Here is a 21629-nt window from a genome sequence, read left to right on the forward strand (position 1 = left end):
CGAGAATTTATTTCTTAAATTTTGGAGGGACTATGAAACTTGTTTTGGTATTTTTACTAGGTGTTGTGATGACTTTTGGAATGACTGCAGGTGAAGTTGGATCTGATTGTACATTCAAAGGAAAAAAATTAGCAGGGAAAGTTCAGTTTGTGACAAGTTTCCCTGACTTTAAGGTGCAAGTGGTAGATTCATTTCCAGACCTCAACGTGAAAAAGGTAACTAGTTTTCCTTCCGACTGCGGTCAGTGGCAAGAAGTTACATCCTTTCCTGATTTTAAAGTCCAAATTGTAACCAGTTTTCCAGACTTTAAAGTGAAGTATGTAGATTCATTTCCTGGTGTACCGTAAACTCCCTTCCAATGGATAAATTGAATTCCGATTCATTAACTCCAAAGACAAATTAAAAAAGGCTTTTGCTTTTAAGGTTTGTGCCGTACAATTAGTTCGGTTTGGGTTACAGACTGGATCTTCTGCATAAGGAGGCACCATTTGGAATATAAATTGTGTGTCTCCATCAACACTTTGGTAAAGGATCTTTTCTTCATCGATCCAACCACAAGCACTTCCATAAGCAAAATAAGTACTCCCTGATTTTACATTGGGCGCGAGTAAATTTTTGCCAAATCCAGCAAAATACGTTTTTTTACCAATGGCACCTAATATTGTAGGTAATACATCTAGTTGGGAAGATATCCTGTCATCTAACCTTGGTTTAATGTACTTTGGTGCATATAATAGGAATGGTACCATTCGATCCTCAAAATAAGATAAATACCGATGGTGGGTATGGTCGCCAACAAATACGAATAAGGTATCCTCAAAGTATTTTCGTTTCTGTATTTCCTTCATAAAAACTTCTAACGCAGCATCAGAATAGTGATAGGTATTCAAATAATCATAATCTGTAACACTCGAATCAAAAATTTCATATTTTTTATCTGGGACTTTATAAGGATAATGGGTTGTCATGGTAAGGATCGTCATCACAAAAGGTTTATTTCTTTTTTCATATGCATCCATTGTTTCCAATGCTTTGGTATAAAGATGTTCATCATCATACCCCCATGCACCAATTTTGTACCCTTCTTTACGAAAGTCTTCTTTGCCGATTAATGTTTTAAATCCAAAATGTGGTAATATTGTTACCAAACTATCAAACTTCAAATCATCACCAGTGATAAAACTAGTTTCGTAACCTAATTCTGAGAAAATATTTCCTAAAGCAGAAAAGTTACTTAGGATTTGTGGTGTTCGAATGGCTGTAAGTCCTGGTCTGTCGGGGATACTTGTTAAAACAGACAATAACGCATTACTTGTTCGTCCCCCATTGGCATAAAAACGTTTAAAACTATGCCCTTTTTTCGCCAATTGATTGTAATACGGTGTGACTTCCTTTCCTAAAAATATACCATCCGACATTGGCCAAACAAATTTACCTGTCCAAGATTCTTGGATCACTAATACTACATTGCTTGGTTTTTTCCCAGGAGTTTCATTTAGTTTTCTTAATAATGGAAAGTTTGGATCATTCACAAATTCAGAACCTTCAAACTGAACCTCCTCTTTTACAATCGAAAGCATTTCTGCTTCGCTCAATTTGAGATGTTTGGGAATGGATTGGCTTTTAAAATCATTGATGGTGGTATAAATTCCATTTAATGCAATTTGATTGATGAGAGCATCATCAGAAATGATTGCTTCACTAGCCCTTAGAGGTGATTCTTGTGGGCCACCACGTAAGCCGATAAAAAAGAATAAAAGCCAAATGACCCACTTTGAAATTGAATCACGTTTAGGTTCAGGTTCATTGCTTTGGTAACCAATTTTGTTTTTAAGAAACCAAAACCGAATTCCATATACATAAGCACCTATGAAGAATAGAAACGATAAAATTTTGAAGGGAGCTTCCGTAAAGGCAGAAGTAACCAACACATCTAAATCTCCCAAAAATACAATGGCCTCATAACCAATGTGTTTATTTGCATTTTCAAAATATAATAAATCAGAAAAAAGATGTAATACTCCAATTGGATAAAGGAAGAGTGGTGTTACAAGCCACAGATTTTTATAAAACCTAAACTTTGAAGCATAGTCCCAAATCGATAAAAGATAAAATCCAACTAACACGATGGAGACTGTCACAAGGTCGAATCGGAAGCCAATTAGGAATGCTTTGAAAATTAAGAGAAAATCGATTTTTTCTAAACGGTAGGAATATACATAAAAAAATAGAATTCGATGAAGGAAAAGAGTTAAAAATCCAAAGCCTACATATGTTAAAAAAATACGGTCTGAAAATCTAGGTTTGAAAAACAACTTCAGCATAAAAAAAGAATTTGTGAATGATTAGGATGGTCAATTCACTTACGATCTTTCTGTTGATTTATTTTCGCTATTCTTTAGTTTTGATCCTACTCACATGAAGCCGATCCAAAAAATACTCATCGCCAATCGTGGTGAAATTGCTGTACGAGTCATACGCACTGCAAAAAAAATGGGGATCAAAACAGTAGCTGTTTATTCTGATCCCGATTCTCAAAGTTTGTTCGTTTTAAGCGCAGACGAAGCCTATCCTTTAGGTGGAACAGATGCACGTTCTTCTTACTTAAATGTGGACAAAGTGATCGAAGCTTGTTTGGCAACAGGCGCAGATGCAGTCCATCCTGGTTATGGATTTTTATCCGAAAATACGGACTTTGCTAAAAAATTAGAACAAAACGGGATTCGATTCATTGGTCCAAAACCTCACTCCATTGAAGCCATGGGTGATAAGATCGGCTCACGCATATTAGTTGCTAAAAGTGGAGTTCCTGTTGTGCCAGGTTATGAAGGCCAATCCCAAGAGATGTCTATCTTCAAAAAAGAAGCGGATAATATTGGATACCCTGTCATGGCAAAGGCGAGTGCTGGTGGTGGTGGAAAGGGTATGCGCCGTATCAATTCACCTGATGATTTAGAATCAGGAATTTTATCTGCCAAACGAGAAGCAATGTCGGCTTTTGGTGATGATCGTATCTTATTAGAAAAATACATTGTGAATCCAAGGCACGTTGAATTCCAAATTTTTGGTGATACCCAAGGAAACATCATCCACCTTCACGAAAGGGATTGTTCGTTACAAAGAAGACACCAAAAGGTTGTGGAAGAAACACCAGCTCCCAATTTTCCGTCCTCTCTAAAATCAAAAATGGCAGAGGCAGCTGTCATGGCTGGCAAAGCTGTTCAATATGAAGGTGCTGGAACCGTCGAATTCATATTAGGTGAGAGTGGTGAGTTTTATTTTTTAGAAATGAACACTCGGTTACAAGTGGAACACCCTGTCTCAGAAATGACAACGGGACTTGATTTAGTAGAATGGCAAATTCGCGTTTGCCAAGGAGAACCACTTCCGATCCTCCAAACTCCTCCTCAGAAAGGACATGCGGTCGAAGTGCGAATTTATGCCGAAGATCCAAAAGAAGGTTTTTTACCTTCCATCGGGAAAATCCATCATTTGTCCTTTCCCACAAGAGAAGACTTAAGGATCGATTCAGGAGTGGTGACGGGATCCGAAATTACAATGTATTATGACCCCATGATCGCAAAACTAATTGTATGGGGAGAAGATCGTGAAACAGCCATTCAGCGATTGGTAGAATGTTTGTCTGAAACAATTGTCTTTGGCCCAAAAACTAATTTGCAGTTTTTGCAAAAATTGGTATCAACAAAGGAATTTTTCCAAGGTAAGGTTTCTACTCATTATATTGCAGACCATGAAGTGGAATTATTAAAAGAGAATACAAAAGAAGAACTCAAACTTGCGTTAGCGGGTCTTTTTTTCTCATCAAAACAAAACGTTGATCCTTGGATGGCATAAGGTAGCAGTATGGACTTTTTATTTGAAACAAAATCGAAACCAACGTCTGTACATGTTAGTGGTAATCGCATTCGTGTACGTTTGGAAAACCAGACCTTTACCATTGATACTGATTCACTGATTGAAGGATTGAAACCCAAAGACCAAAATTTGGTCACTGTCCAAATGAAAGATGGTTCCTTACTTAGATTTCTGAAGACACGTAGTGAAATATTTTTTCACTGGAAAGGGGAAACTTGGAATGCAAAATTAGCAGAACGTTCCTATGAAGTCGCAGGCCAAACTTCCCCTGAGATCAAAAGCCCTATGCCAGGTAAAGTAGTGCAAATCTCTACTGCAGTTGGAAGCGAACACGGTTTAGGGGAAACACTGTTAATTTTGGAAGCCATGAAAATGGAAAATGCCATCAAAGCCCCATACCCTTGCCGCGTAGAAGAAATCCGAAAACAACAAGGGGAACTTGTTCAACAGGATGAGGTACTGCTAATTTTACACAGAATCGAAGTGGAAAAAACATAAATTTTCGAATCTATTTGACATATTTTGCAAATTTCCCACCATAAGGCAGTTTCTTTGGCGAATAGGTAGAGAATGTACAATTCTATTTTGAGAAGTTTTATACTTCTGTTATTTTTTTCCATGGTATCGAGTGTTTTTGCACAGGAGAGAGCACCTCGAACCGACCTTCCGTTCGAAATCTCTGAAAAGAAGAGATTGAGTGAGCGTGATTTTAAGAATAAAAAAGAAGGGGGTTACTTCACTGGACTCCCTCTTATCAATTCCGATCCAAACGTAGGGATTGGTTACGGTGCACGTGTTTTGTATTTTTACAATGGAAGTCGAACTTCCCCTATGTTTGAATACACACCTTACCGCGTGAGAGTTTTTGCTCAGTATTTTAATACGACCAAGAATGCACCATACCACCAGTTAAGTTTGGATGCACCGTTTATCTTTGACACCAAATGGCGGTTACGTGCAGATTTAGTGTATGATAGAAATCCCAATTCCCTATATTTTGGTATTGGACAAAGTACACTACAACCTCTTTCTTATTTAGAAAGAAACGATCCCAGTGGAAGGATCCGAAGGAATGCACCTTTTGCCGATTACGAAGACAATCTTAGTTACAGAAGGCCAGGGGATGCTGGAGTTGGTGAATCTCCAATTGTCAGTGATAATAAATACAACCGTTATGACATTGAGAATCCTAACTTCAGTACATCAGGTGAATACTCGTTCTTTGGCGGAACACTTAGAGCAGTAACAGGAGTGCGTTTATCAAAACAAATCATACGAAGGTATGATGGTACAAATAACAACGCATACCTTGGGCCTGCTGACGGAATCCTTGGGCTTTTAGACATCGATCGAACCATCACAACTCCACAAGGGGAAACAAAACTGACTCGTGATGACAAAGATGGTAAAATTCGCGGGATCAATGGTGGTTATGTCAATACGATTCGTGCTGGTATTGTTTATGACACACGAGATTTTGAACCAGATCCAAATAGAGGATTGTTTTTAGAATACACTCACGAACGTTCCACAAAAGCGATTGGATCTAATTACGAGTTTAACAAAAACTTAGTTTCCGGTCGTATTTTCCTAAGTCCAGTTACTTGGTTTACGAATAAACCACCTGAGCTTCTAGAGAAATTTGTATTAGCTGCACGTGGTGCGATGATTCAAACAAATGGAGACGCACCTTTTTACGAATACCGTAACATGTGGGGAACGGAAGTGAACCAATCTGGTCTTGGTGGTAGAACTACCATTCGTGGTTACAAACAAGATCGTTTTGTTGGCCAAACTATGGCGTACGCAAACTTTGAGATTAGATGGAAATTTGCGGAAGCTGAATTTGGTGGACAACACTTTGATTTCCAATTAGTTCCATTTTATGACGTAGGGCGAGTTTGGGATCGAACTTCAGATGCTAACTTAAAGAACTACAAACATTCAAGAGGTATTGGTCTAAGAATTCCTTGGAACCAAGCAACAGTTATCTACCTTGATTATGCAATTTCAAATGAAGATAGACAGACCTTTATTAACTTTAACCACATATTTTAGGGAGCACTTTAAGATTATGAAAAAACTTCATTACTGTTTTGCTCTTTTGGCAATTTCATTATTCATCAACTGCGAAATGAAACCTGTAGACGATGTCTTTGGATTAAGTCCAGAAGAAACCAACCAACTTTTCGCAGGACTCATCGCAAATCAGAGTTTGCGTGATAATGGCAATGGTACTGTGACAGATGCAATTTCCAATTTGGTTTGGCAAAAATGTTCACATGGCCAAGTTTATCGATCAGGATTTAACGATTGTTTGGGGGCTCCTCAAGGATCGATTTACAATCCTTACGATTCCAGTCGGGCTGGTGCCATCCAAGTTGCATTTTGTGATTCCAAAACTCATGCTTGTAATTCCATCAACTATCCCCAAGTCATCCAAGGATTTTCATCCATTGGAATCCAGGGAACAAGTGAATTGTATGCAGCATGCCAAAGTAGCAATTTTTTGGGCCAAACTTGGCGAGTACCAACTCCAATTGAATACCAACGATTGGTGATTCCTGGACGTGCGGCAACTTTACAATTTTTCCCATCCACCCAAGAGGAAGATTATTGGACTGCTTGGTCTAACCAAGACGATTTACCAGGTGAAACGGCGTTTGCAATTTCGTTTGACCGCCAATCCTATGGAGTCCAAAAGTCTGTCGTAAAAACACAAAGGAATTATGTCCGTTGTGTGAGACAAGGTCCTTAATTTTACAAACCAATCAAAAACTCTCCTAATTTTGGGAGAGTTTTTACTTTTCAAAAAAGCAATTTCATACTAAACTTTTATCCATTCAGACCGAAGTACCCATTAGGTGGTTAGGTTTTCATGAGAATAGAAGAATCCACATTCAGCCGAATGAATGTAGATCTCCAAAGAGATCGAAGGGTGAACTATGTCGGTCATGGACAATTAGAAAGTGCCCCTGAAACAATGTCTGCCTTACATGTCATTTCGCATGAATTAGGACATGCACAGGAATTTAAAAATGAAGCCTTCCGAGAAGGAAGAGAAATTCAATCCGTTCAAGTCAAAATCAATTATGAACTTCGAGATGGTCGAATGGTTGCTGTCAGTGGTGAAACACATGCAGTGACAAAACCAAATTCCAAACAAGAAGACGATCCTAGTTTACAACCATATTCAGATGGGAAATCTATCCAAGATTTGTTCCAACAAAAAGCAGAAGAAGAGAAAAAGGCAAAAGAAAAATCTTCTGAACAAGTTGATCGAAATAATCCAAAAGAAATCCAAAAACGAAGTTATGAAAAAAACTTAGAATCAAAAATCAAAGAATTGGAAACTCGATTAGAATCTGAAAAGAGTAAAAAAACATCTGATATAACTTCGACAGAACGTCAAAAAGAATTGGAATCTGAAAAAAAACGATTAGAAGAGGAAGTCCGAATGCTTCGAATCAAAGAACAATTAAAAGAAACCTTTGCTCTACTGACTGATTTTCGAAAAATGATGGCCTCCAATGTTTTTGGAATGCTCAATTATAAAATGGAATCAAATTACGGTTCCACTTTGGATACGTTTGTTTGAATTCCAAGTGTTTCTAAGATAAATTCTCGTAATTCTCCAATTCCTCTTCCCGTAGTCGCAGAAATATAAAATACGCGAAACGGAACTCCTATTTCATTCATAGCATCTTCCATTTCTGTTCGTACTTTGTGTTGCCCACTTTGATTTAATTTATCAATTTTCGTTCTGATCACAACGGGTTTAATTTTTTTTTCCATTGCAACTTCGATTGTAGACAACTCCTCTTCTGGAAACTCCCTTTGAGAATCACATAGTATAAATAAAACTTTAAGTTGTTTCCATGAATTGAGAAATCCTTCTAAAAGATTCATCATATCTTTATGTTCTTTGTGAGATGCTTTTGAATAACCAAATCCTGGTAAGTCGATCAAATTAAAGCCAACTTTGGTTCTGAAAATGTTGATTAGTTTTGTTTTTCCAGGAGTTTTTGATACTTTTGCAAGACCTCTATGATTGGATAACGCATTGAGCAAACTAGATTTTCCAGAGTTGGATCTACCCATAAATGCAATGGATTGAACCGAGTCTAAATCTTCCTTTTCTTCCAATTTGGCAATAGACGTGAAAAATTTAGTTTCGGGAAAAGGAATTTCTTTGGAATATTTATGCATCTAGATCACCTTTCCAAATAGATTCGTTTGGGATAATTCTTTTCGTTTTTGGAGAAGAGCGAAAATAAAATTTGAATCGGTTCATTTTCAAAATAAAGGATGGGAATAAAAGTTCTAAGGAAAAATGGAATACCATTCTCCCGCATACATTCTGAAATTTCCTTGTTCCCTGAGCGAATTTGAATTTTTTGTCCATGATGCCATGATCCAAGTGAATACCTTTCTTCAGGGTCTTTGATTCTAAATTGGTTTTGATTCCATTCAATCGTAAGTTGGTTTCCTTCACGATAAGAGATTGCTTTTTTAAATGCGGAAGACTTTTTATCAATGATAAAAAGATCACCAAACTTTGATTTGTATAAATAGCAATTTTTGTTTTCTAAAAATGCTCTTTCTCCTTCTGATTGTAGATGAAAATTTTCAAATCCGGATTTATAAAGTGGATACATTCCCATTAATTTTAAATGAAAGTCGATTAATTCTTTTTTTGCAGGTAATTTTAAACTCATCCATGTTTCATGTGGGATCCGAAACATTTTGGGAGATGTCGTTTGGTTTGGACTCGCGAGTCCATCAAATTGGATATTGAGTTGTGATCGATCATGGAAATTCCAATATGTTTTATGAAAATTCCATTTCTCTCGTTCCAGTATCGGTAACAATTCCATTCGGATTCGATTTCGTTTGTAAATGGGATCTGAATTTGACTCATCTTCAAAAATTCGCAGATGGTTTGATACATATTCATAAAGATCCTTTAGTTCTTGGTCTTCTAGGAATACTAATGGTAAAAATCGTTCGCCATCAAATGGAGGAAGTGTATAAAACGATTTTTTCCCACCACCTCTTGTTAGGTGTAAGAAAATAGATTCGGTGTAATCTTTACAGTGGTGGCCTGTCAGAATCACAGAAGGGTTTGTTCTCGTGATTTTTTTCAGTTCATGGTAGCGGACCAATCTACCAGTTTCTTCGAGTCCTTTTTTAAGTTTTAAAGCGAGATTTGGAATTTTTTTTTTACAAACGAAACGGGGAAACCAAAGTTTTCTAAATAAACTAACATTTCGTTTTCTTCCTTTTGGATCTCTCTAATTCCATGGGAGAGATAAAACAAATGTGGAGTTTCGATTTTGTATTTGTCGTTTAAGTATTTTAGAAATAAGAGAAGGATACTGGAGTCTTTTCCACCAGAATAGGAAAGTAAAAATCTAGTTTTATTTGAAACCCAATGATGTGGTAAATTGGTTCCCATTCGTTTGAGCATTGATTCAAAATGAGCGGAGATGGAGACCGGAATTTCAAGATTCATATTTTTCTCACAGCCACCATAGTGATATCATCGTGTTGTTCCTGTTCTTTGACAAATGCTTTTAGATCCAAATATATATTCTCCAGTATCTTTTTTGGTTCAAATTCTATATTCGAAAGGAAACTTTTTTCTAGACTTGGTTCACCGTATTGTTTTTCCGATGCATTGCGTGCTTCCGTTACCCCATCTGTAAAAAGTAAAATTGTATCTCCCGCATGGAATTGTAATTTAGATTCATTTTTGAATTTTGAAATATCGGGACTAATTCCTAAAATGACTCCACCTGTTTCGATAGAATGTAAAGACTTTTGATTCACTTGGTAATGGTAAAAATTTCCATGACCGGCTCCAGACACATCAACTTCATCGGTCACCAAATTCCAACGAATCAAAATCATACTCATAAATCGCGGTGTAATGGCTTCCTTATAACTAGAATAGAGATAATTGTTTATATCGTTTAAAATTTCCCAAGGTGAGTCTTTGACTCTCACAAGAGAATGTAATATGGTTCTGACAGTCGCCATCACAAGGCCTGCAGCAACACCTTTTCCACTCACGTCTCCGATACACACAAACAATTCATTTCGATTCGGTGACAGGATAAAATCGTAATAATCACCACCGATTCCGCGCGCAGGAACCATGAATCCACCAAAGGAAAAACCCTCTGCTTCAGGTGCATGTCTAGGTAAAAGATTACTTTGGATTTCTTTTGCAATTTCAATTTCTTTTTCCAATCTTTCTTTGTTCGAAAGGTTTTGGTACAAATTGGAATTTTCCATTGTAATTCGAGCGAGGGAAACAAATGCATTTAAAGCTTCGATTTCTTCATTTGGAAATCTAGTATCTTGTTTTGCTAATATAAAAATACAGATGGTTCCATTTTCTAATTTGACTGGAACGATTATTGATTCTTTCCCAACGATTCCTAAAGTTCCTAAGATTGGAATCTTAATGGGATCAATTGTCATAATTTCTTTTGTTTGTAAAATTGAAGTTAATTCTTTTGATTCAATGGAGTCTGTATGAGTTTTTAATTCATAATTATCCAAATCTCGATACACTTTAAATACTTTAACCTTAGAGCTATCAATTGGGTATTCAATTAAACAGGAAATGGAAGAGTCTACAATTCCAGACAAGGTGAGTAGGATCATACGTATCATTTCATTATGATTGTTTAAATACAATTGGCTAAGTGTAAGAGCAGCTGTATGCAAACTTCTGAAATGTTTTGACTGATTTTTTGATTTGGAGAATAAAAGAGAATTTCTTAGAGATACAGCAAATTGTCCGACTACAATTTTAAGTATTTCCTCATCTTCGATGTATTCAGTTGGATCCTCTTCATCGTAGTCAATTGTAATCATCCCTACAGCTATATTTGCATATAAGATTGGTAATACTAATTGTGACTTTGTTCCTGTAAGTTTTGAATAAAAAGAATAAAAAGGATGAGTTTGGTCACTGAACTTATAAAAACAAGGCTCACGATTCGCCATAGCTTCCACTAGGATTCCATAACTCAAATCATAATCTAGGGTAAAACGTTTGATGGCTCTTTGTAAGTATTTTTGTTTTGAGTAATAATGTGCTAATTTAATTTCACCTAACTCGAGGTTGGTGATAAATATTGCGATTTTATCTTTTTTTAATCGATCTGCAATCAGTTCACTAAATCGAAACATTAGGTCTTCTAAACCAAGTGATGAATTAAAGAGGGAAAGGTTTTCTAAAAGGAATTCTGTCTTTTCTTCTGAATTGAGAACATTTTTACCAACACGAGGAATTTTCCTTTTTTCTAAGATCCATTCCCTTTGGCATGTTTGGCAAAAAAAACGGCCTTTTTGGGTGAGTCCGCTGGGTACCCGAGGTTCGGCGCATAACAGACAGATCCTTTCAAAATCCGATTCCTCGTTCATCACAGAGCCAGGGTATCCGATTTCTTTTTTCGTCTGCTACAAGAATTTCGTGTCGATCCAAGAAACCTGGTACGATTTGTGCTTAATCTATAAGCAAATGTTGTTTTTTCTGCTGAAATCGAAAGGAAGGCAAGTGAAATGTTGAAAAAATCGTTTAATTGTTTGCTTACCGTGCATTGTGATGAGAAAATAAGCAAATTGAATCTGTGTTCCTTTCCAGCAATCCGTAATAACAAAGAGCAAAACCTATGAGCGCGAAAAAATTCAATCCCATCCAATCCATCCACGAAGTAGCTACGGCAATGAATTCCACCCAAGACCCCGATGGCCTTTTGGAACTCATTTTGGACCGTTGTATTCAAATCTGTGGGGTGGAATCGGGCTCTCTTATGCTCATCGATGAGAAACAGAGTGTCCTCGATGCCGTTACTTCTCGTGGCATGAACCAACAATTACTCAGGGAAACCAAATTGAAAATTGGCCAAGGGATTACAGGGGTGGCCGCATCCACTGGAAAGGCAAAATTGGTTAATGATGTTTCTAAAGATCCGGATTACATTCAGGTCAAAGAGGAAATCAAATCCGAATTAGTCGCTCCAATGATTGTAGAAGATGATATCATTGGTGTGATCTCGCTCGATTCAAATCGATTGAATGCATTTACACCAGATATGTTGGAGATTGTAAGTGTCCTTGCAAACCAAGCGGGACAGATCTTTAAAAACTTACAAACGATTCGCTCCCTAGAACAACGAACAAAAATCCAAGCAACCCTCATCGAAATATCAAAGGTTGTCAGTTCTACATTAGACCAAAATGAAGTGTTTGATTCCATCATGGTGACAATGGAGAAATCACTTCGTTTGGAGAAGGGTAGTATTGTCTTATTCAATAAAGAGGAAGCCTTATTACGCATTGTCGCTGCATCAGGTTTATCTCCAGAAGAAATTGAAAAAGGCACCTACCAACCTGGAGAAGGTATCACTGGTAAAGTATATGAGTCAGGAGAACCAATCATCATTGAATCAGTTGCATCACATCCTGATTTTTTAAACCGAGTTGGTTATTTATCTCATTTTAAACATGATCCACAAAACGTAAGTTTATTGTGTGCACCTATTTTAAGTGAACAAACAACACTTGGGGTAGTGAATGCTTTTATTGTTCAAAATAAACATACTGATTTAAAATCGTTTTTAGATTTTTTGCAAGTTGTTGCATCAATCATTTCACAATCGATTAAAATTCAAAATCTTGTGGAAGAAGCCAAAAAGGAAATCTCTCGAGAGAATATCCAATTAAAGAGGGAACTCAAAAATAAATATAAATTTGGATCACTCATTGGAAAAGCTGCAAGTATGGAGAAGATGTTTGAAAAAATCCAACTCGTCGCAGATTCAAGAGCATCAGTTCTCATTACTGGAGAATCTGGAACTGGAAAGGAAATGATAGCGAATGCAATTCATTACAATAGTTCTCGTTCAGAAAATCCTTTTATCAAAATCAATTGTGCAGCAATTCCTGAAAATTTACTCGAAAGTGAATTGTTTGGACACAAAAAGGGATCCTTCACGGGAGCCGTGACTGATAAAAAAGGAAAGTTTGAACTTGCAGATACAGGTACAATTTTCTTAGACGAAATCGGTGAAATGGATTTAAATTTACAATCGAAGTTACTCCGTGTTTTACAGGAACGTGAGATTGAAGCCATTGGATCTACCAAGGCTAAAAAAGTAGATGTCAGGATCATTGCTGCAACAAATGCCGAATTAGAACAGTTAGTTGCTGAGAAAAAATTCAGAGCAGATTTGTTTTATCGTTTGAATGTTGTCAAAATCAATACTCCACCACTTCGTGATCGAGTAGAAGACATTCCACTTTTAATGAATCACTTTTTAGAAAAGTACACTAAAGATAATAATAAAGCGATCAAAGGCATCTCACGAGAAGCATCCCGACTATTACTTAAATACAGATGGCCTGGTAATGTGAGAGAATTAGAAAACGTAATCGAACGTGCTGTTGTACTTGCGCAAGATGAGATATTGAATGAAGAAGATTTTTCTGATATTCTATCGAATATGGAAGAGTTGCCTGAAAGTACGGTAGAAGTATCCAATACAAATCACGTAGAATCAGTTTCTGGTATGGAACCACTGGATTTAGGGTCTGGTCGATTGACCTCAGGGCAACTGGATGGATTGGATGGGCGAGCAATGGAAATCGTTGTGAGTGAAGTTGAGTCTCGTTTGATCCAATATGCTATGAAAAAGTTTCGTTACACCAAAACGAGAGTTGCGAAATTTTTAGGCATTAATCGTAACACATTGGATAAAAAAATCAAAGAACTCAATATCGAGTATTAATTTTATATTGAGTCGATTAGTTACTTGGTTCCGGGAAATGATTTAAATGATGCGTGGGCCCAGTTACAATATCATCTTCCAATGTTAAGTGTAAGTATTCCTTAGCGGAACCAACAGCTTCTTCTAAATTTTTACCATGAGCTAAGAAGGCTGTGATCGCTGCTGAATAAGTGCACCCAGTTCCATGGGTATGTTTGTCTTTGAGAAAGGTTTTTGAAAATTCATAAACAGAATTTCCATCAAATAAAACATCAGTTGCTTCACTAGCGTTTGGTAAATGACCACCTTTTAACAAAACTGGCACATTGAATTTTTGGTATAATTTATTTGCCATTGGCACTAATTGATCATATTGATTGATTGTTTCACCTAACAAAAGCGAAGCTTCGTCTAGATTGGGTGTGATTAACTTCGATAGCGGGATTAAATCTTCAACGAGTGATTGAATGGCATCATCCTTGAGTAGTTTGGCACCACTCGTTGCCACCATCACAGGATCCAAAACCAATTGTATGTCTGGATTTTCGTAAAAAAATGCCGCAACTGCTTTGATGATGTCCTTAGAATATAACATTCCTGTTTTGGCAGCTTTGATCGGGAAATAATTGGAAACAGCTTGTAGTTGGGAAGAAACAAAATCAGGAGAGATTTCATAAATCCCGGAAACACCATCAGGGTTTTGTGCTGTTAAACAAGTGAATACTGTGGTTCCAAATGTCGCTAAGGATGAAAACGTTTTGAGATCGGCTTGGACTCCTGCGCCACCACCCGAATCTGAACCTGCGATCGTTAGTGTGATCGGGAAATCTTTTTTCATTTTATGGAAACCATCCGTACTTGCCAAAATCCAATTGATCACCAGCTAAATCAAAGAAAACACCTTCTGTTTGTAAGATTTTTTTTTGTAAATCTGCGCGAAAACTATCTCCTTTAAACGAAATCCTCCCTTCGCGGTTGATCACTCGTTGCCATGGAATTTTTGACTCCCTATCTTTTTTGAGAGAATTCAATGCATACCCAACGGCTCTAGCTGCTCTTGGGTTTCCTAGTAATAATGCAATATGTCCATACGTAGTCACCTTACCCTTTGGTATTTTTTTTACGATGTTATAAACGGATTCGTAAAAATTCGGACTTTTCGAATTGGAAGTGGTCATTGAATTTGGATTTATCTATCAATGAAAATGGATTTTTGTAAATCCCTTTTCTTCGTATAAAAGTATGAAACTTTCCGAATACGCAAAACATCTGTTACTTGCTCCAAATTTGGAAGATAAATTACTTGCTCCCGCAAAACATTGGGAGGAAGAATTAGACGATAAACCCCTTCGCCTTCAAAAACCTGGAAGAAGTCCGCTACTTCAGTTTTCTGATAAAAAGGTGAAAATTCCACGACTTGAGCATTTGAATTTAGAATCCAATAAAGGACTGACTCTACATCATTTTGCAAACCATGAGCTTATGGCAATTGAACTGTTTGCTTGGGCAATCTTAGCATTTCCAAACGCGCCAAAATCCATCCGAAATGGATGGGTGAAGACAATAGAAGAAGAACAATCCCATCTAAAATTGTACATAGATAGGATGAATGATTTTGGTGTTCAATTTGGAGATATCCCGTTAAATTATATTTTTTGGAAACAAATGGAACAGTTTCACACCTTAGAGTCCTTTTCAGCAGTTATGTCATTGTCGTTTGAAGGAGCTAACTTAGATTATTCGCAAGTGTATGCAAAAGTATTTTCCTATTTTGGGGATTTAAAAACATCCGAAATCATGCTCACCATTTTTGAGGATGAAGTGAAACATGTTAAAAGAGGAGTGCGTGCGTTTGAAAAATCAATTCCTCCCGAAAAAAACTCTTGGGAACATTACCTGACTCTCATTCAATTTCCATTCACACCAAGACGGGCAAAAGGATATTTGTTTTTTCCTGAAACTAGATACCTGGCAGGTTTGGACCAGGATTTTGTGAACCATTTGTCCCAATATGAGGATGAATATACAGGTCGGGTCAATTTGGAATCAGTCAAAAAATTTGGTCTTGGATCAGAATTGATGCGCAAAAACAGGCTTGATTCTCATACCAATCAACTTTAGAATTTCGCAAGAAGGTAGATATGAAATTAAAATTATTTTTGAGTTTGGTGATGGTTTTTGTTTCTTTCGGGTTTGTACTAAACGCTGAAAAAAAAGCAAAATCAGTCACAGAGATGAACCTCCATGATTTTATGGAAGAGTATACAAAACCAGCGACGAAGTTATATGACAAAAAGGATAATGCTGATTATCTCAATAAAATTCTCACAAAAGTTCCTGACATGGCTCCAGAAGACCAAAAAGCAGAATGGAAAGAAATCATTGATTCCAAACTTGCTGTGGGAAAACCAGATGAGACTTGTAAATCTTGCCATACAAAATTTAAGAAAGAGTACAAGAAGAACTATCGTAAAAAGTTAATCCAAGTCCCTGAAGAGTTACTACCATTTCCAAAAGAGATCAAAGAACTTCTTAAAAAATGAGTTTTAAACTCCGCTCGTAATGAGCGGAATTTCATGCCAACACGGAATCAATTTTTTTCATTACTCTTCATTCTTTCCTTTTTTTTTCTGCTCTCAGGAAATGTATATGCTGAGGAAACGAATGAAACAAGTCAAAATAAAGAGTCAAATCAAATCGTTCAAAAGAGCCAAAACGATTCATCCAATCAAAATCAAGAAAACCCAAATATATTACCTAAAAGTTTAAAATTCGGCGCTTTTGTTGATACTTATTATTCGCATAATGCAAATCATCCTCGCTCAAAAGAACGTGCTTATACAACACAAGCGGTTCGGAATGATGAGTTTAATATCAATTTAGGATTTGTCGATGCAAAGTGGCAGGAAGAAAAAATCCGAGGTAGAATTGCTTTACAATTTGGAACTTCAGTCAATACGAATTATGCGGCAGAAAGTAACCGGGAATTAAGTTCGAATCAAAATGCCGTTAAACATATCCAAGAAGCCTATATAGGTTTTAAGTTAACCAAAAACACTTGGTTAGATGCTGGGATTTATTTCGGTCATATTGGACATGAATCTTGGATTTCGTCCGATAACTGGAATTATACGAGAGCAATGGCACTCGACTATGTTCCTTATTATTCCTCAGGGGTAAGACTAACAACTAAGTTCAGTGAAAAATTCCAATTTCAATTTCATGTGATGAATGGTTGGCAAAATATAACAGAACAAAATAAAGATAAAGCATTTGGAACTCAATTTAAATACCATTTTACTCCTAATTTTATACTGACTGCGAATCAATTTGTAGGCAATGAAGCACCAGACTATGAACGAAAACAAACCAGGTTGTACAATAATACAATTGTTGAATGGAAAGTTTTAGATTGGTTGTCCTTTGCTATGTCTGGTGACATCGGAGCACAAAAGACAAAGGAATCATTATCTTATGAACCTTGGTGGAAAGAAATCAATCCGGTTTTGCCAATGTACATCAGCCGAGAGTCTAGAGTTTATAACCAATGGTATCATGGTACATTCTGGACAAGCTTTCGGTATGAAGATATATTTAGGGTGAGTTTGCGTTTAGAGAGATTTTACGATCCAAAACAGGTGTTAGCTCCCACATATACACGAAATGGTTTTTTAACTAATGGGTATACAATCACTTTTGATTTATTGAATTGGTTACCTGGACTATTACGTTTTGAAGCCATCCAAAGGGAATCGATGGATGCAGTTTTTGAAACGGATCATAATAGAAGGACGAGAGTGGAACGATTGTTTGTGGTCGCGGCAACGGTTAGGATATAAAAAAACCTCTGGAATTTGTTTCCAGAGGTTAGTTCTACACTCTACTTACTTTTTTATGATAGTTTCGTATTTTAAGATTTTTTCCTTTTTTTAGAAGGTTTTTTCTTCTTCTTGGAAGGAGTATCATTGTCGTCATCATCTTCTTCTTCTAAAGGTTCTTCACTCAGTTCGTTCACAAAATCTAGAAATGGAATGTGTTTTTTGTGACTCATTTCTTCTAATTCTTTTGCATCTGGTTTCCTTTCCCCAACTACAACTAAGTAAAGAGAAGGTAGGATGGTTAAAACGAGGCACATAGCTGAAAATAATCCACCTACAATCACCGTTGCCAATGGCCTTTGTACGTCTGATCCTACTCCTGTTCCTAAAGTTGCAGGAATTAAACCAAGTAACGCGAGTAACATGGTCATAAGCATTGGACGTAATTGAATGACTGCAGCTTTTTTAACTGCGGCCTTCGTTGAAATATCTGGTTCTTCAATGAGAAGGTGGTTGGTCCTTGAAACAAATAACACCCCTGCCATAGTTGCAATTCCAAAGAGTGAAATAAATCCAACTCCACCAGACACGTTGAAGTAATACCCTCGAAGTAATAGTGCATAAATTCCCCCAAGTAAGGAAAGAGGTATACAAGCAAGTGCAACATAGACATACTTTAGGTTGCGATATAACAAGTACAATACTCCGAAGATGATGAGGATTGTAATAGGAATGACGATTGCTAATTTTTTCCCAACCCTAGAAAGGTTTTCATATTGTCCCCCAAATCGGATTTCATAACCGTCTGGCAATTTGATTTTTTTCTTAACACGTTTTTGGAGTTCAGAAACAAATCCACCTTGGTCTCGCCCTCTAATGTTTGTTCTAACAGTTACAACCCGACGGCCTTCTTGCCTAAAGATCATCGTTGGTCCATCAATGACTTCAATATCAGCTAACTGAGATAATGGGATCCTTTCTCCTTTGGGAGAGATGATTGGCATATTTTCAATCGCTTGTTTTGATGCACGGTAATCTTTTGAAAATCGAACTACGATTCCAAAACGAGCTGGAGTTTTTGGCGGAATGTCAGAAGGACCTTCATACAAAGTACTAATTCTTTGCATCCCGATCGCGGCCTCAATCATTTGTTGGATATCAATTACATTGATACCAAAACGTGCCGCAGCTTCTCGATTGATATTGATTGTTAACTGAGGACTTTCCGCCTCTTGTTCGATACCATATTCACTGGCACCTTTCATTTCTTTGATTTCTTTTAGAACTTCATTACCAATCCCACGCATGATTTTTAAATCATTTCCTGATACAAACACAGCAAGGTCGGCAATCGTACCCATGATTGCTTCTGACAAGTTGTCCATAATCGGTTGAGAAAAACTGATCCTTGCACCTGGTAAAGTGGCTTCCAAATCATTTTTCATTCTGAGTAATAATTCTTGTTTGGTGATTTTTTCTTTCCACTTACTATAGTCTTTTAAACCAATCAATACTTCGAGTCGGTTGGGCGGAAGTGGGTCAGTTCCATCATCATTCCTTCCTAACTGGGAAATGACCACGCTAACTTGTTCATTTTTATAGATCGTTTGCCTGATCTTTGGCATAAATTTTCTAGCTTCTGGAAGTGAAATTCCCACTGGAAAAAAGATACGAATGTTAAATCCACCTTCGTCCATTTCCGGTAAAAATTCTGTTCCCAAGGTAAACATACCAATGGCTAAGAAGATGGTCACAACACTGAATGTATAACGAACTGCTTTTTTAGAACGATTGACAATGAATTCAATGAGACGTTTGTATTTTCCCTCAATCCAATCATAAAATGGATTGTGCCATTCAATTGGTCCTGGATTTGCCGATTCAAAATAATGTTTATAGATGATCGACATGATCACAGGGATCACTGCCATTGCGAAGATGAGCGCTCCTAAAATCGCAAAGGAAATGGTAAACGCCATTGGTTTGAATAATCGACCTTCGATTCGTTCGAATGAGAAAATTGGAAGATAGGCTAAGATGATGATTAAGATGGAAAATAGAATTTCTGTTCCAACTTCAGATGCAGAATCTCTTGTAAATGCGAGGATCCCATGCGATTTTTCTTCAGGTGTTGCATCACGATAACGCCGCATGATATTTTCCACCATGATGACGGCACCATCAACGATAATACCGAAGTCAATGGCACCTAACGAAAGTAAACTTGCAGGAATTCCTGACATGTTCATGAGTAAAAATGCAAACAACATGGCAAATGGAATGGTTGCCACAACGACAAGACTTGCTCTTACACTTCCAATAAAGAAAATTAATACTAAACTTACGACAACAACACCTTCAACCAATGTTTTTCCAATCGTTCGAAGAGTATAATTTACTAAATCTGTTCTGTCATATGTGTTACGAAGTTGAACTCCCTTAGGAAGGTAGTTTTCATTGATTTCTTTGACTTTTTCACGGATACGTTCTCCCATTTCATTGGGATCTCCCCAACGTCGCATCGCCACCAAACCTTGGACAGATGAGTCAACATCAATTAAACCTTCTTCTTCGTTTTGGACTGTATAACCCAAAACCCCACTTGGAATCGGATGAGAAATTTCAACCGAACCCAAATCACGGATAAACACAGGAACTCCATTCACAGTTTTGACTACGATGTTTTCAATGTGTTTAGGATCCCGAATGGCTCCGAGAGAACGGATAGGAAAACCTTGTTCCCCTTGGAGGAGTAAATTCCCTCCTGTATTTAAGTTGTTCTCTTGAATGGCTTTGATCACATCACCGATTGTTAATTTAAAACGAATCAGTTTGTCTGGAGAAGTTACAACATGGTATTGTTTGGGTAATCCACCGAATGTGACAACATCTGCAATCCCAGGAATTTGTAACATTTTAGGCATTACAATCCAATCTTGGATGGTTCGTAGTTCCATTGGGGTGTGATTCTCGGAAGATTCTAAAACATATCGATAAATCTCACCCACAGGTGAACTCATGGGTCCTAATGCAGGGTGTACATCTTCTGGAATGTCGGCATCTGCCACACGTTCCATAAGTCTCATACGTGCAAAATAATCGTCTGTTCCATCTTCAAAAACAAATTGGAATACAACGAGACCATTGATGGTTCTTGAACGTCGCACCGCAACCTTAGGAATTGCGTTTAATACACGTTCTATGGGAAGAGTTACCCTTTCTTCAACTTCTACAGCTGCTTTCCCAGGAAATTTTGCAATCAATCGAACTTGAGTGTCAGCGATGTCGGAATATGCTTCTTTACGAATGTCTATCCATGCCCAAATTCCAAATAATACTGCAACAATTGCTGCAATGATTGTGGTAATTCGATTTTTAAGTGCTGTTTCGATAAAATCTTTAATCATGATACTCCCTCGTATTGAAGAGGTAACCCATTTGTAGCAAAAGCTGAGGGTTTCTATAATCGCCTTGGCCAATTCCTCCACCTAACTGAAGGAAGAAGTTTCCAAGTAAAAAGTCGTACGTAACTCCAATATATCTTTGAGTTAAATGAACTCTTTGTCTCTCTCTACTTTCGTATTCGAGATAAGTAGCCACATTGGAATCGATGGAATTAATATAGGAGCGAATGAGTAAATCTTCCTGTGTTGGATCTCGTCTATTGTATCCAGGAATGTTTACTCCAGTTGGGTATGAGGATTGACCACCACGACCCACTTCAGGTGCAAATGGATTTACTTCAAAATAACCACCTACAATTGAGATACTGTGAGTTATGACAGGTGTTTTCCAAAAGGTATAACCCAAATCGATTTGGCCACCTTTCCATTGTGGTCCCCATACACCACCAGACCCTCGTAATACGATGTCTTTCCAGTAATAACCTAAATTAAAATTAATACTCGCAGGAGAACCAATCGATGCACCATAAACCCAAAAGTTAGTCGTTTTTGGTAATCGTTTTTCATCTAAACTATTTTGATTTAGTTTTTCATCATCACCAAAAGCAGATTCATTTGGTTTAGAAGGAGTCCATTCTGGTTTGATTTCATTCCCATTTTTATCCTTTGGATAAGGAGATGATTGAGAATATAAATTGGTTCCTAGAACAGTAAGAAATAAAAGACTAAAGATTATCTGCTTCATC

At 37.2% G+C, this 21629-nt stretch carries 19 protein-coding genes; 10 read left to right on the forward strand and 9 right to left on the reverse strand.

Going from position 1 to position 21629, the window contains the following annotated elements; genetic code table 11:
* Window positions 1-32: 32 nt before the first annotated feature.
* Window positions 33-347 carry a 7(1) septoil knot domain-containing protein gene (locus ND812_RS05515; RefSeq protein ID WP_265374618.1) on the forward strand — a complete coding sequence of 105 codons (315 nt, stop codon included), beginning with the start codon at window positions 33-35 and terminating at the stop codon, window positions 345-347.
* Here ND812_RS05515 and ND812_RS05520 read toward each other — a convergent pair.
* On the reverse strand, window positions 327-2324 hold the full coding sequence (locus ND812_RS05520) for an LTA synthase family protein (protein ID WP_265374619.1): 1998 nt from the start codon (window positions 2322-2324) through the stop codon (window positions 327-329). The genes ND812_RS05515 and ND812_RS05520 overlap by 21 nt on opposite strands.
* 94 nt (window positions 2325-2418) lie before the next feature.
* Between ND812_RS05520 and ND812_RS05525 the strand changes: the two genes are divergently transcribed.
* From ND812_RS05525 to ND812_RS05545, 5 genes are all read left to right on the forward strand, one after another.
* Window positions 2419-3855, forward strand: a complete 1437-nt coding sequence (locus ND812_RS05525) for an acetyl-CoA carboxylase biotin carboxylase subunit (protein WP_265374620.1) — start codon at window positions 2419-2421, stop codon at window positions 3853-3855.
* 9 nt (window positions 3856-3864) lie between these two features.
* Complete coding sequence (locus ND812_RS05530) at window positions 3865-4374, forward strand: acyl-CoA carboxylase biotin carboxyl carrier protein subunit (protein WP_265374621.1); 510 nt, start codon at window positions 3865-3867, stop codon at window positions 4372-4374.
* Window positions 4375-4446: 72 nt separating this feature from the next.
* A complete protein-coding gene (omp85, locus tag ND812_RS05535; RefSeq protein WP_265374622.1) occupies window positions 4447-5934 on the forward strand; it encodes an Omp85 family outer membrane protein in 1488 nt (495 codons plus the stop codon).
* A gap of 16 nt (window positions 5935-5950) precedes the next feature.
* On the forward strand, window positions 5951-6634 hold the full coding sequence (lsa25, locus tag ND812_RS05540) for a surface adhesin Lsa25 (RefSeq protein ID WP_265374623.1): 684 nt from the start codon (window positions 5951-5953) through the stop codon (window positions 6632-6634).
* Window positions 6635-6754: 120 nt separating this feature from the next.
* Window positions 6755-7474, forward strand: coding sequence for a hypothetical protein (locus tag ND812_RS05545; RefSeq protein WP_322113645.1), 720 nt, complete (start codon window positions 6755-6757; stop codon window positions 7472-7474).
* Here the strand turns inward: ND812_RS05545 and yihA are convergent.
* The 4 genes from yihA to ND812_RS05565 are packed head-to-tail and all read right to left on the reverse strand — an operon-like array spanning window position 7444 to window position 11316.
* Complete coding sequence (gene yihA, locus ND812_RS05550) at window positions 7444-8085, reverse strand: ribosome biogenesis GTP-binding protein YihA/YsxC (protein WP_100726125.1); 642 nt, start codon at window positions 8083-8085, stop codon at window positions 7444-7446. The two genes, ND812_RS05545 and yihA, sit on opposite strands and share 31 nt — an antisense overlap.
* A 5-nt stretch (window positions 8086-8090) precedes the next feature.
* Window positions 8091-9041, reverse strand: a complete 951-nt coding sequence (locus ND812_RS05555; RefSeq protein WP_407658460.1) for a tRNA lysidine(34) synthetase — start codon at window positions 9039-9041, stop codon at window positions 8091-8093.
* A gap of 32 nt (window positions 9042-9073) precedes the next feature.
* Complete coding sequence (locus tag ND812_RS05560) at window positions 9074-9391, reverse strand: tRNA lysidine(34) synthetase (RefSeq protein ID WP_265374625.1); 318 nt, start codon at window positions 9389-9391, stop codon at window positions 9074-9076.
* Window positions 9388-11316, reverse strand: a complete 1929-nt coding sequence (locus ND812_RS05565; protein ID WP_265374626.1) for a SpoIIE family protein phosphatase — start codon at window positions 11314-11316, stop codon at window positions 9388-9390. Before ND812_RS05565 ends, ND812_RS05560 begins: the two co-directional genes overlap by 4 nt.
* A 302-nt stretch (window positions 11317-11618) precedes the next feature.
* On the opposite strand from ND812_RS05565, the gene ND812_RS05570 reads away from it, so the two are divergent.
* Window positions 11619-13682, forward strand: coding sequence for a sigma-54-dependent Fis family transcriptional regulator (locus ND812_RS05570; protein WP_265375911.1), 2064 nt, complete (start codon window positions 11619-11621; stop codon window positions 13680-13682).
* A gap of 16 nt (window positions 13683-13698) precedes the next feature.
* Here ND812_RS05570 and thiD read toward each other — a convergent pair whose 3' ends face one another.
* Together thiD and ND812_RS05580 are read right to left on the reverse strand one after the other, a co-directional pair.
* Window positions 13699-14499 carry a bifunctional hydroxymethylpyrimidine kinase/phosphomethylpyrimidine kinase gene (thiD, locus tag ND812_RS05575; RefSeq protein ID WP_265374627.1) on the reverse strand — a complete coding sequence of 267 codons (801 nt, stop codon included), beginning with the start codon at window positions 14497-14499 and terminating at the stop codon, window positions 13699-13701.
* Between the two features lies 1 nt (window position 14500).
* A complete protein-coding gene (locus tag ND812_RS05580) occupies window positions 14501-14839 on the reverse strand; it encodes an MGMT family protein (protein WP_265374628.1) in 339 nt (112 codons plus the stop codon).
* A gap of 64 nt (window positions 14840-14903) precedes the next feature.
* On the opposite strand from ND812_RS05580, the gene ND812_RS05585 reads away from it, so the two are divergent.
* The 3 genes from ND812_RS05585 to ND812_RS05595 are packed head-to-tail and all read left to right on the forward strand — an operon-like array spanning window position 14904 to window position 17500.
* Entirely contained in the window at window positions 14904-15782 is an 879-nt protein-coding gene (locus tag ND812_RS05585) for a ferritin-like domain-containing protein (protein ID WP_265374629.1), read from the forward strand.
* Window positions 15783-15802: 20 nt separating this feature from the next.
* Complete coding sequence (locus tag ND812_RS05590) at window positions 15803-16204, forward strand: hypothetical protein (RefSeq protein WP_265374630.1); 402 nt, start codon at window positions 15803-15805, stop codon at window positions 16202-16204.
* 33 nt (window positions 16205-16237) lie between these two features.
* Complete coding sequence (locus tag ND812_RS05595) at window positions 16238-17500, forward strand: porin (protein WP_265374631.1); 1263 nt, start codon at window positions 16238-16240, stop codon at window positions 17498-17500.
* A gap of 71 nt (window positions 17501-17571) precedes the next feature.
* Here ND812_RS05595 and ND812_RS05600 read toward each other — a convergent pair whose 3' ends face one another.
* On the reverse strand, window positions 17572-20886 hold the full coding sequence (locus ND812_RS05600) for an efflux RND transporter permease subunit (protein ID WP_265374632.1): 3315 nt from the start codon (window positions 20884-20886) through the stop codon (window positions 17572-17574).
* Window positions 20879-21628 (reverse strand): hypothetical protein, encoded by a 750-nt coding sequence (locus ND812_RS05605; protein ID WP_265374633.1) that lies wholly within the window; start codon window positions 21626-21628, stop codon window positions 20879-20881. Before ND812_RS05605 ends, ND812_RS05600 begins: the two co-directional genes overlap by 8 nt.
* Window position 21629 lies beyond the last annotated feature (1 nt).

The organism is Leptospira limi (genome assembly GCF_026151395.1).
GTDB lineage: Bacteria > Spirochaetota > Leptospiria > Leptospirales > Leptospiraceae > Leptospira_A > Leptospira_A limi.

What these genes read in the sequence shown, in the direction of transcription:
- ND812_RS05515 (WP_265374618.1), top strand. Translation starts at nt 33, where the DNA reads ATGAAACTTGTTTTGGTATTTTTACTAGGTGTTGTGATGACTTTTGGA.
- ND812_RS05520 (WP_265374619.1), bottom strand. Translation starts at nt 2,324, where the DNA reads ATGCTGAAGTTGTTTTTCAAACCTAGATTTTCAGACCGTATTTTTTTA.
- ND812_RS05525 (WP_265374620.1), top strand. Translation starts at nt 2,419, where the DNA reads ATGAAGCCGATCCAAAAAATACTCATCGCCAATCGTGGTGAAATTGCT.
- ND812_RS05530 (WP_265374621.1), top strand. Translation starts at nt 3,865, where the DNA reads ATGGACTTTTTATTTGAAACAAAATCGAAACCAACGTCTGTACATGTT.
- omp85 (WP_265374622.1), top strand. Translation starts at nt 4,447, where the DNA reads ATGTACAATTCTATTTTGAGAAGTTTTATACTTCTGTTATTTTTTTCC.
- lsa25 (WP_265374623.1), top strand. Translation starts at nt 5,951, where the DNA reads ATGAAAAAACTTCATTACTGTTTTGCTCTTTTGGCAATTTCATTATTC.
- ND812_RS05545 (WP_322113645.1), top strand. Translation starts at nt 6,755, where the DNA reads ATGAGAATAGAAGAATCCACATTCAGCCGAATGAATGTAGATCTCCAA.
- yihA (WP_100726125.1), bottom strand. Translation starts at nt 8,085, where the DNA reads ATGCATAAATATTCCAAAGAAATTCCTTTTCCCGAAACTAAATTTTTC.
- ND812_RS05560 (WP_265374625.1), bottom strand. Translation starts at nt 9,391, where the DNA reads ATGAATCTTGAAATTCCGGTCTCCATCTCCGCTCATTTTGAATCAATG.
- ND812_RS05565 (WP_265374626.1), bottom strand. Translation starts at nt 11,316, where the DNA reads ATGAACGAGGAATCGGATTTTGAAAGGATCTGTCTGTTATGCGCCGAA.
- ND812_RS05570 (WP_265375911.1), top strand. Translation starts at nt 11,619, where the DNA reads ATGAATTCCACCCAAGACCCCGATGGCCTTTTGGAACTCATTTTGGAC.
- thiD (WP_265374627.1), bottom strand. Translation starts at nt 14,499, where the DNA reads ATGAAAAAAGATTTCCCGATCACACTAACGATCGCAGGTTCAGATTCG.
- ND812_RS05580 (WP_265374628.1), bottom strand. Translation starts at nt 14,839, where the DNA reads ATGACCACTTCCAATTCGAAAAGTCCGAATTTTTACGAATCCGTTTAT.
- ND812_RS05585 (WP_265374629.1), top strand. Translation starts at nt 14,904, where the DNA reads ATGAAACTTTCCGAATACGCAAAACATCTGTTACTTGCTCCAAATTTG.
- ND812_RS05590 (WP_265374630.1), top strand. Translation starts at nt 15,803, where the DNA reads ATGAAATTAAAATTATTTTTGAGTTTGGTGATGGTTTTTGTTTCTTTC.
- ND812_RS05595 (WP_265374631.1), top strand. Translation starts at nt 16,238, where the DNA reads ATGCCAACACGGAATCAATTTTTTTCATTACTCTTCATTCTTTCCTTT.
- ND812_RS05600 (WP_265374632.1), bottom strand. Translation starts at nt 20,886, where the DNA reads ATGATTAAAGATTTTATCGAAACAGCACTTAAAAATCGAATTACCACA.
- ND812_RS05605 (WP_265374633.1), bottom strand. Translation starts at nt 21,628, where the DNA reads ATGAAGCAGATAATCTTTAGTCTTTTATTTCTTACTGTTCTAGGAACC.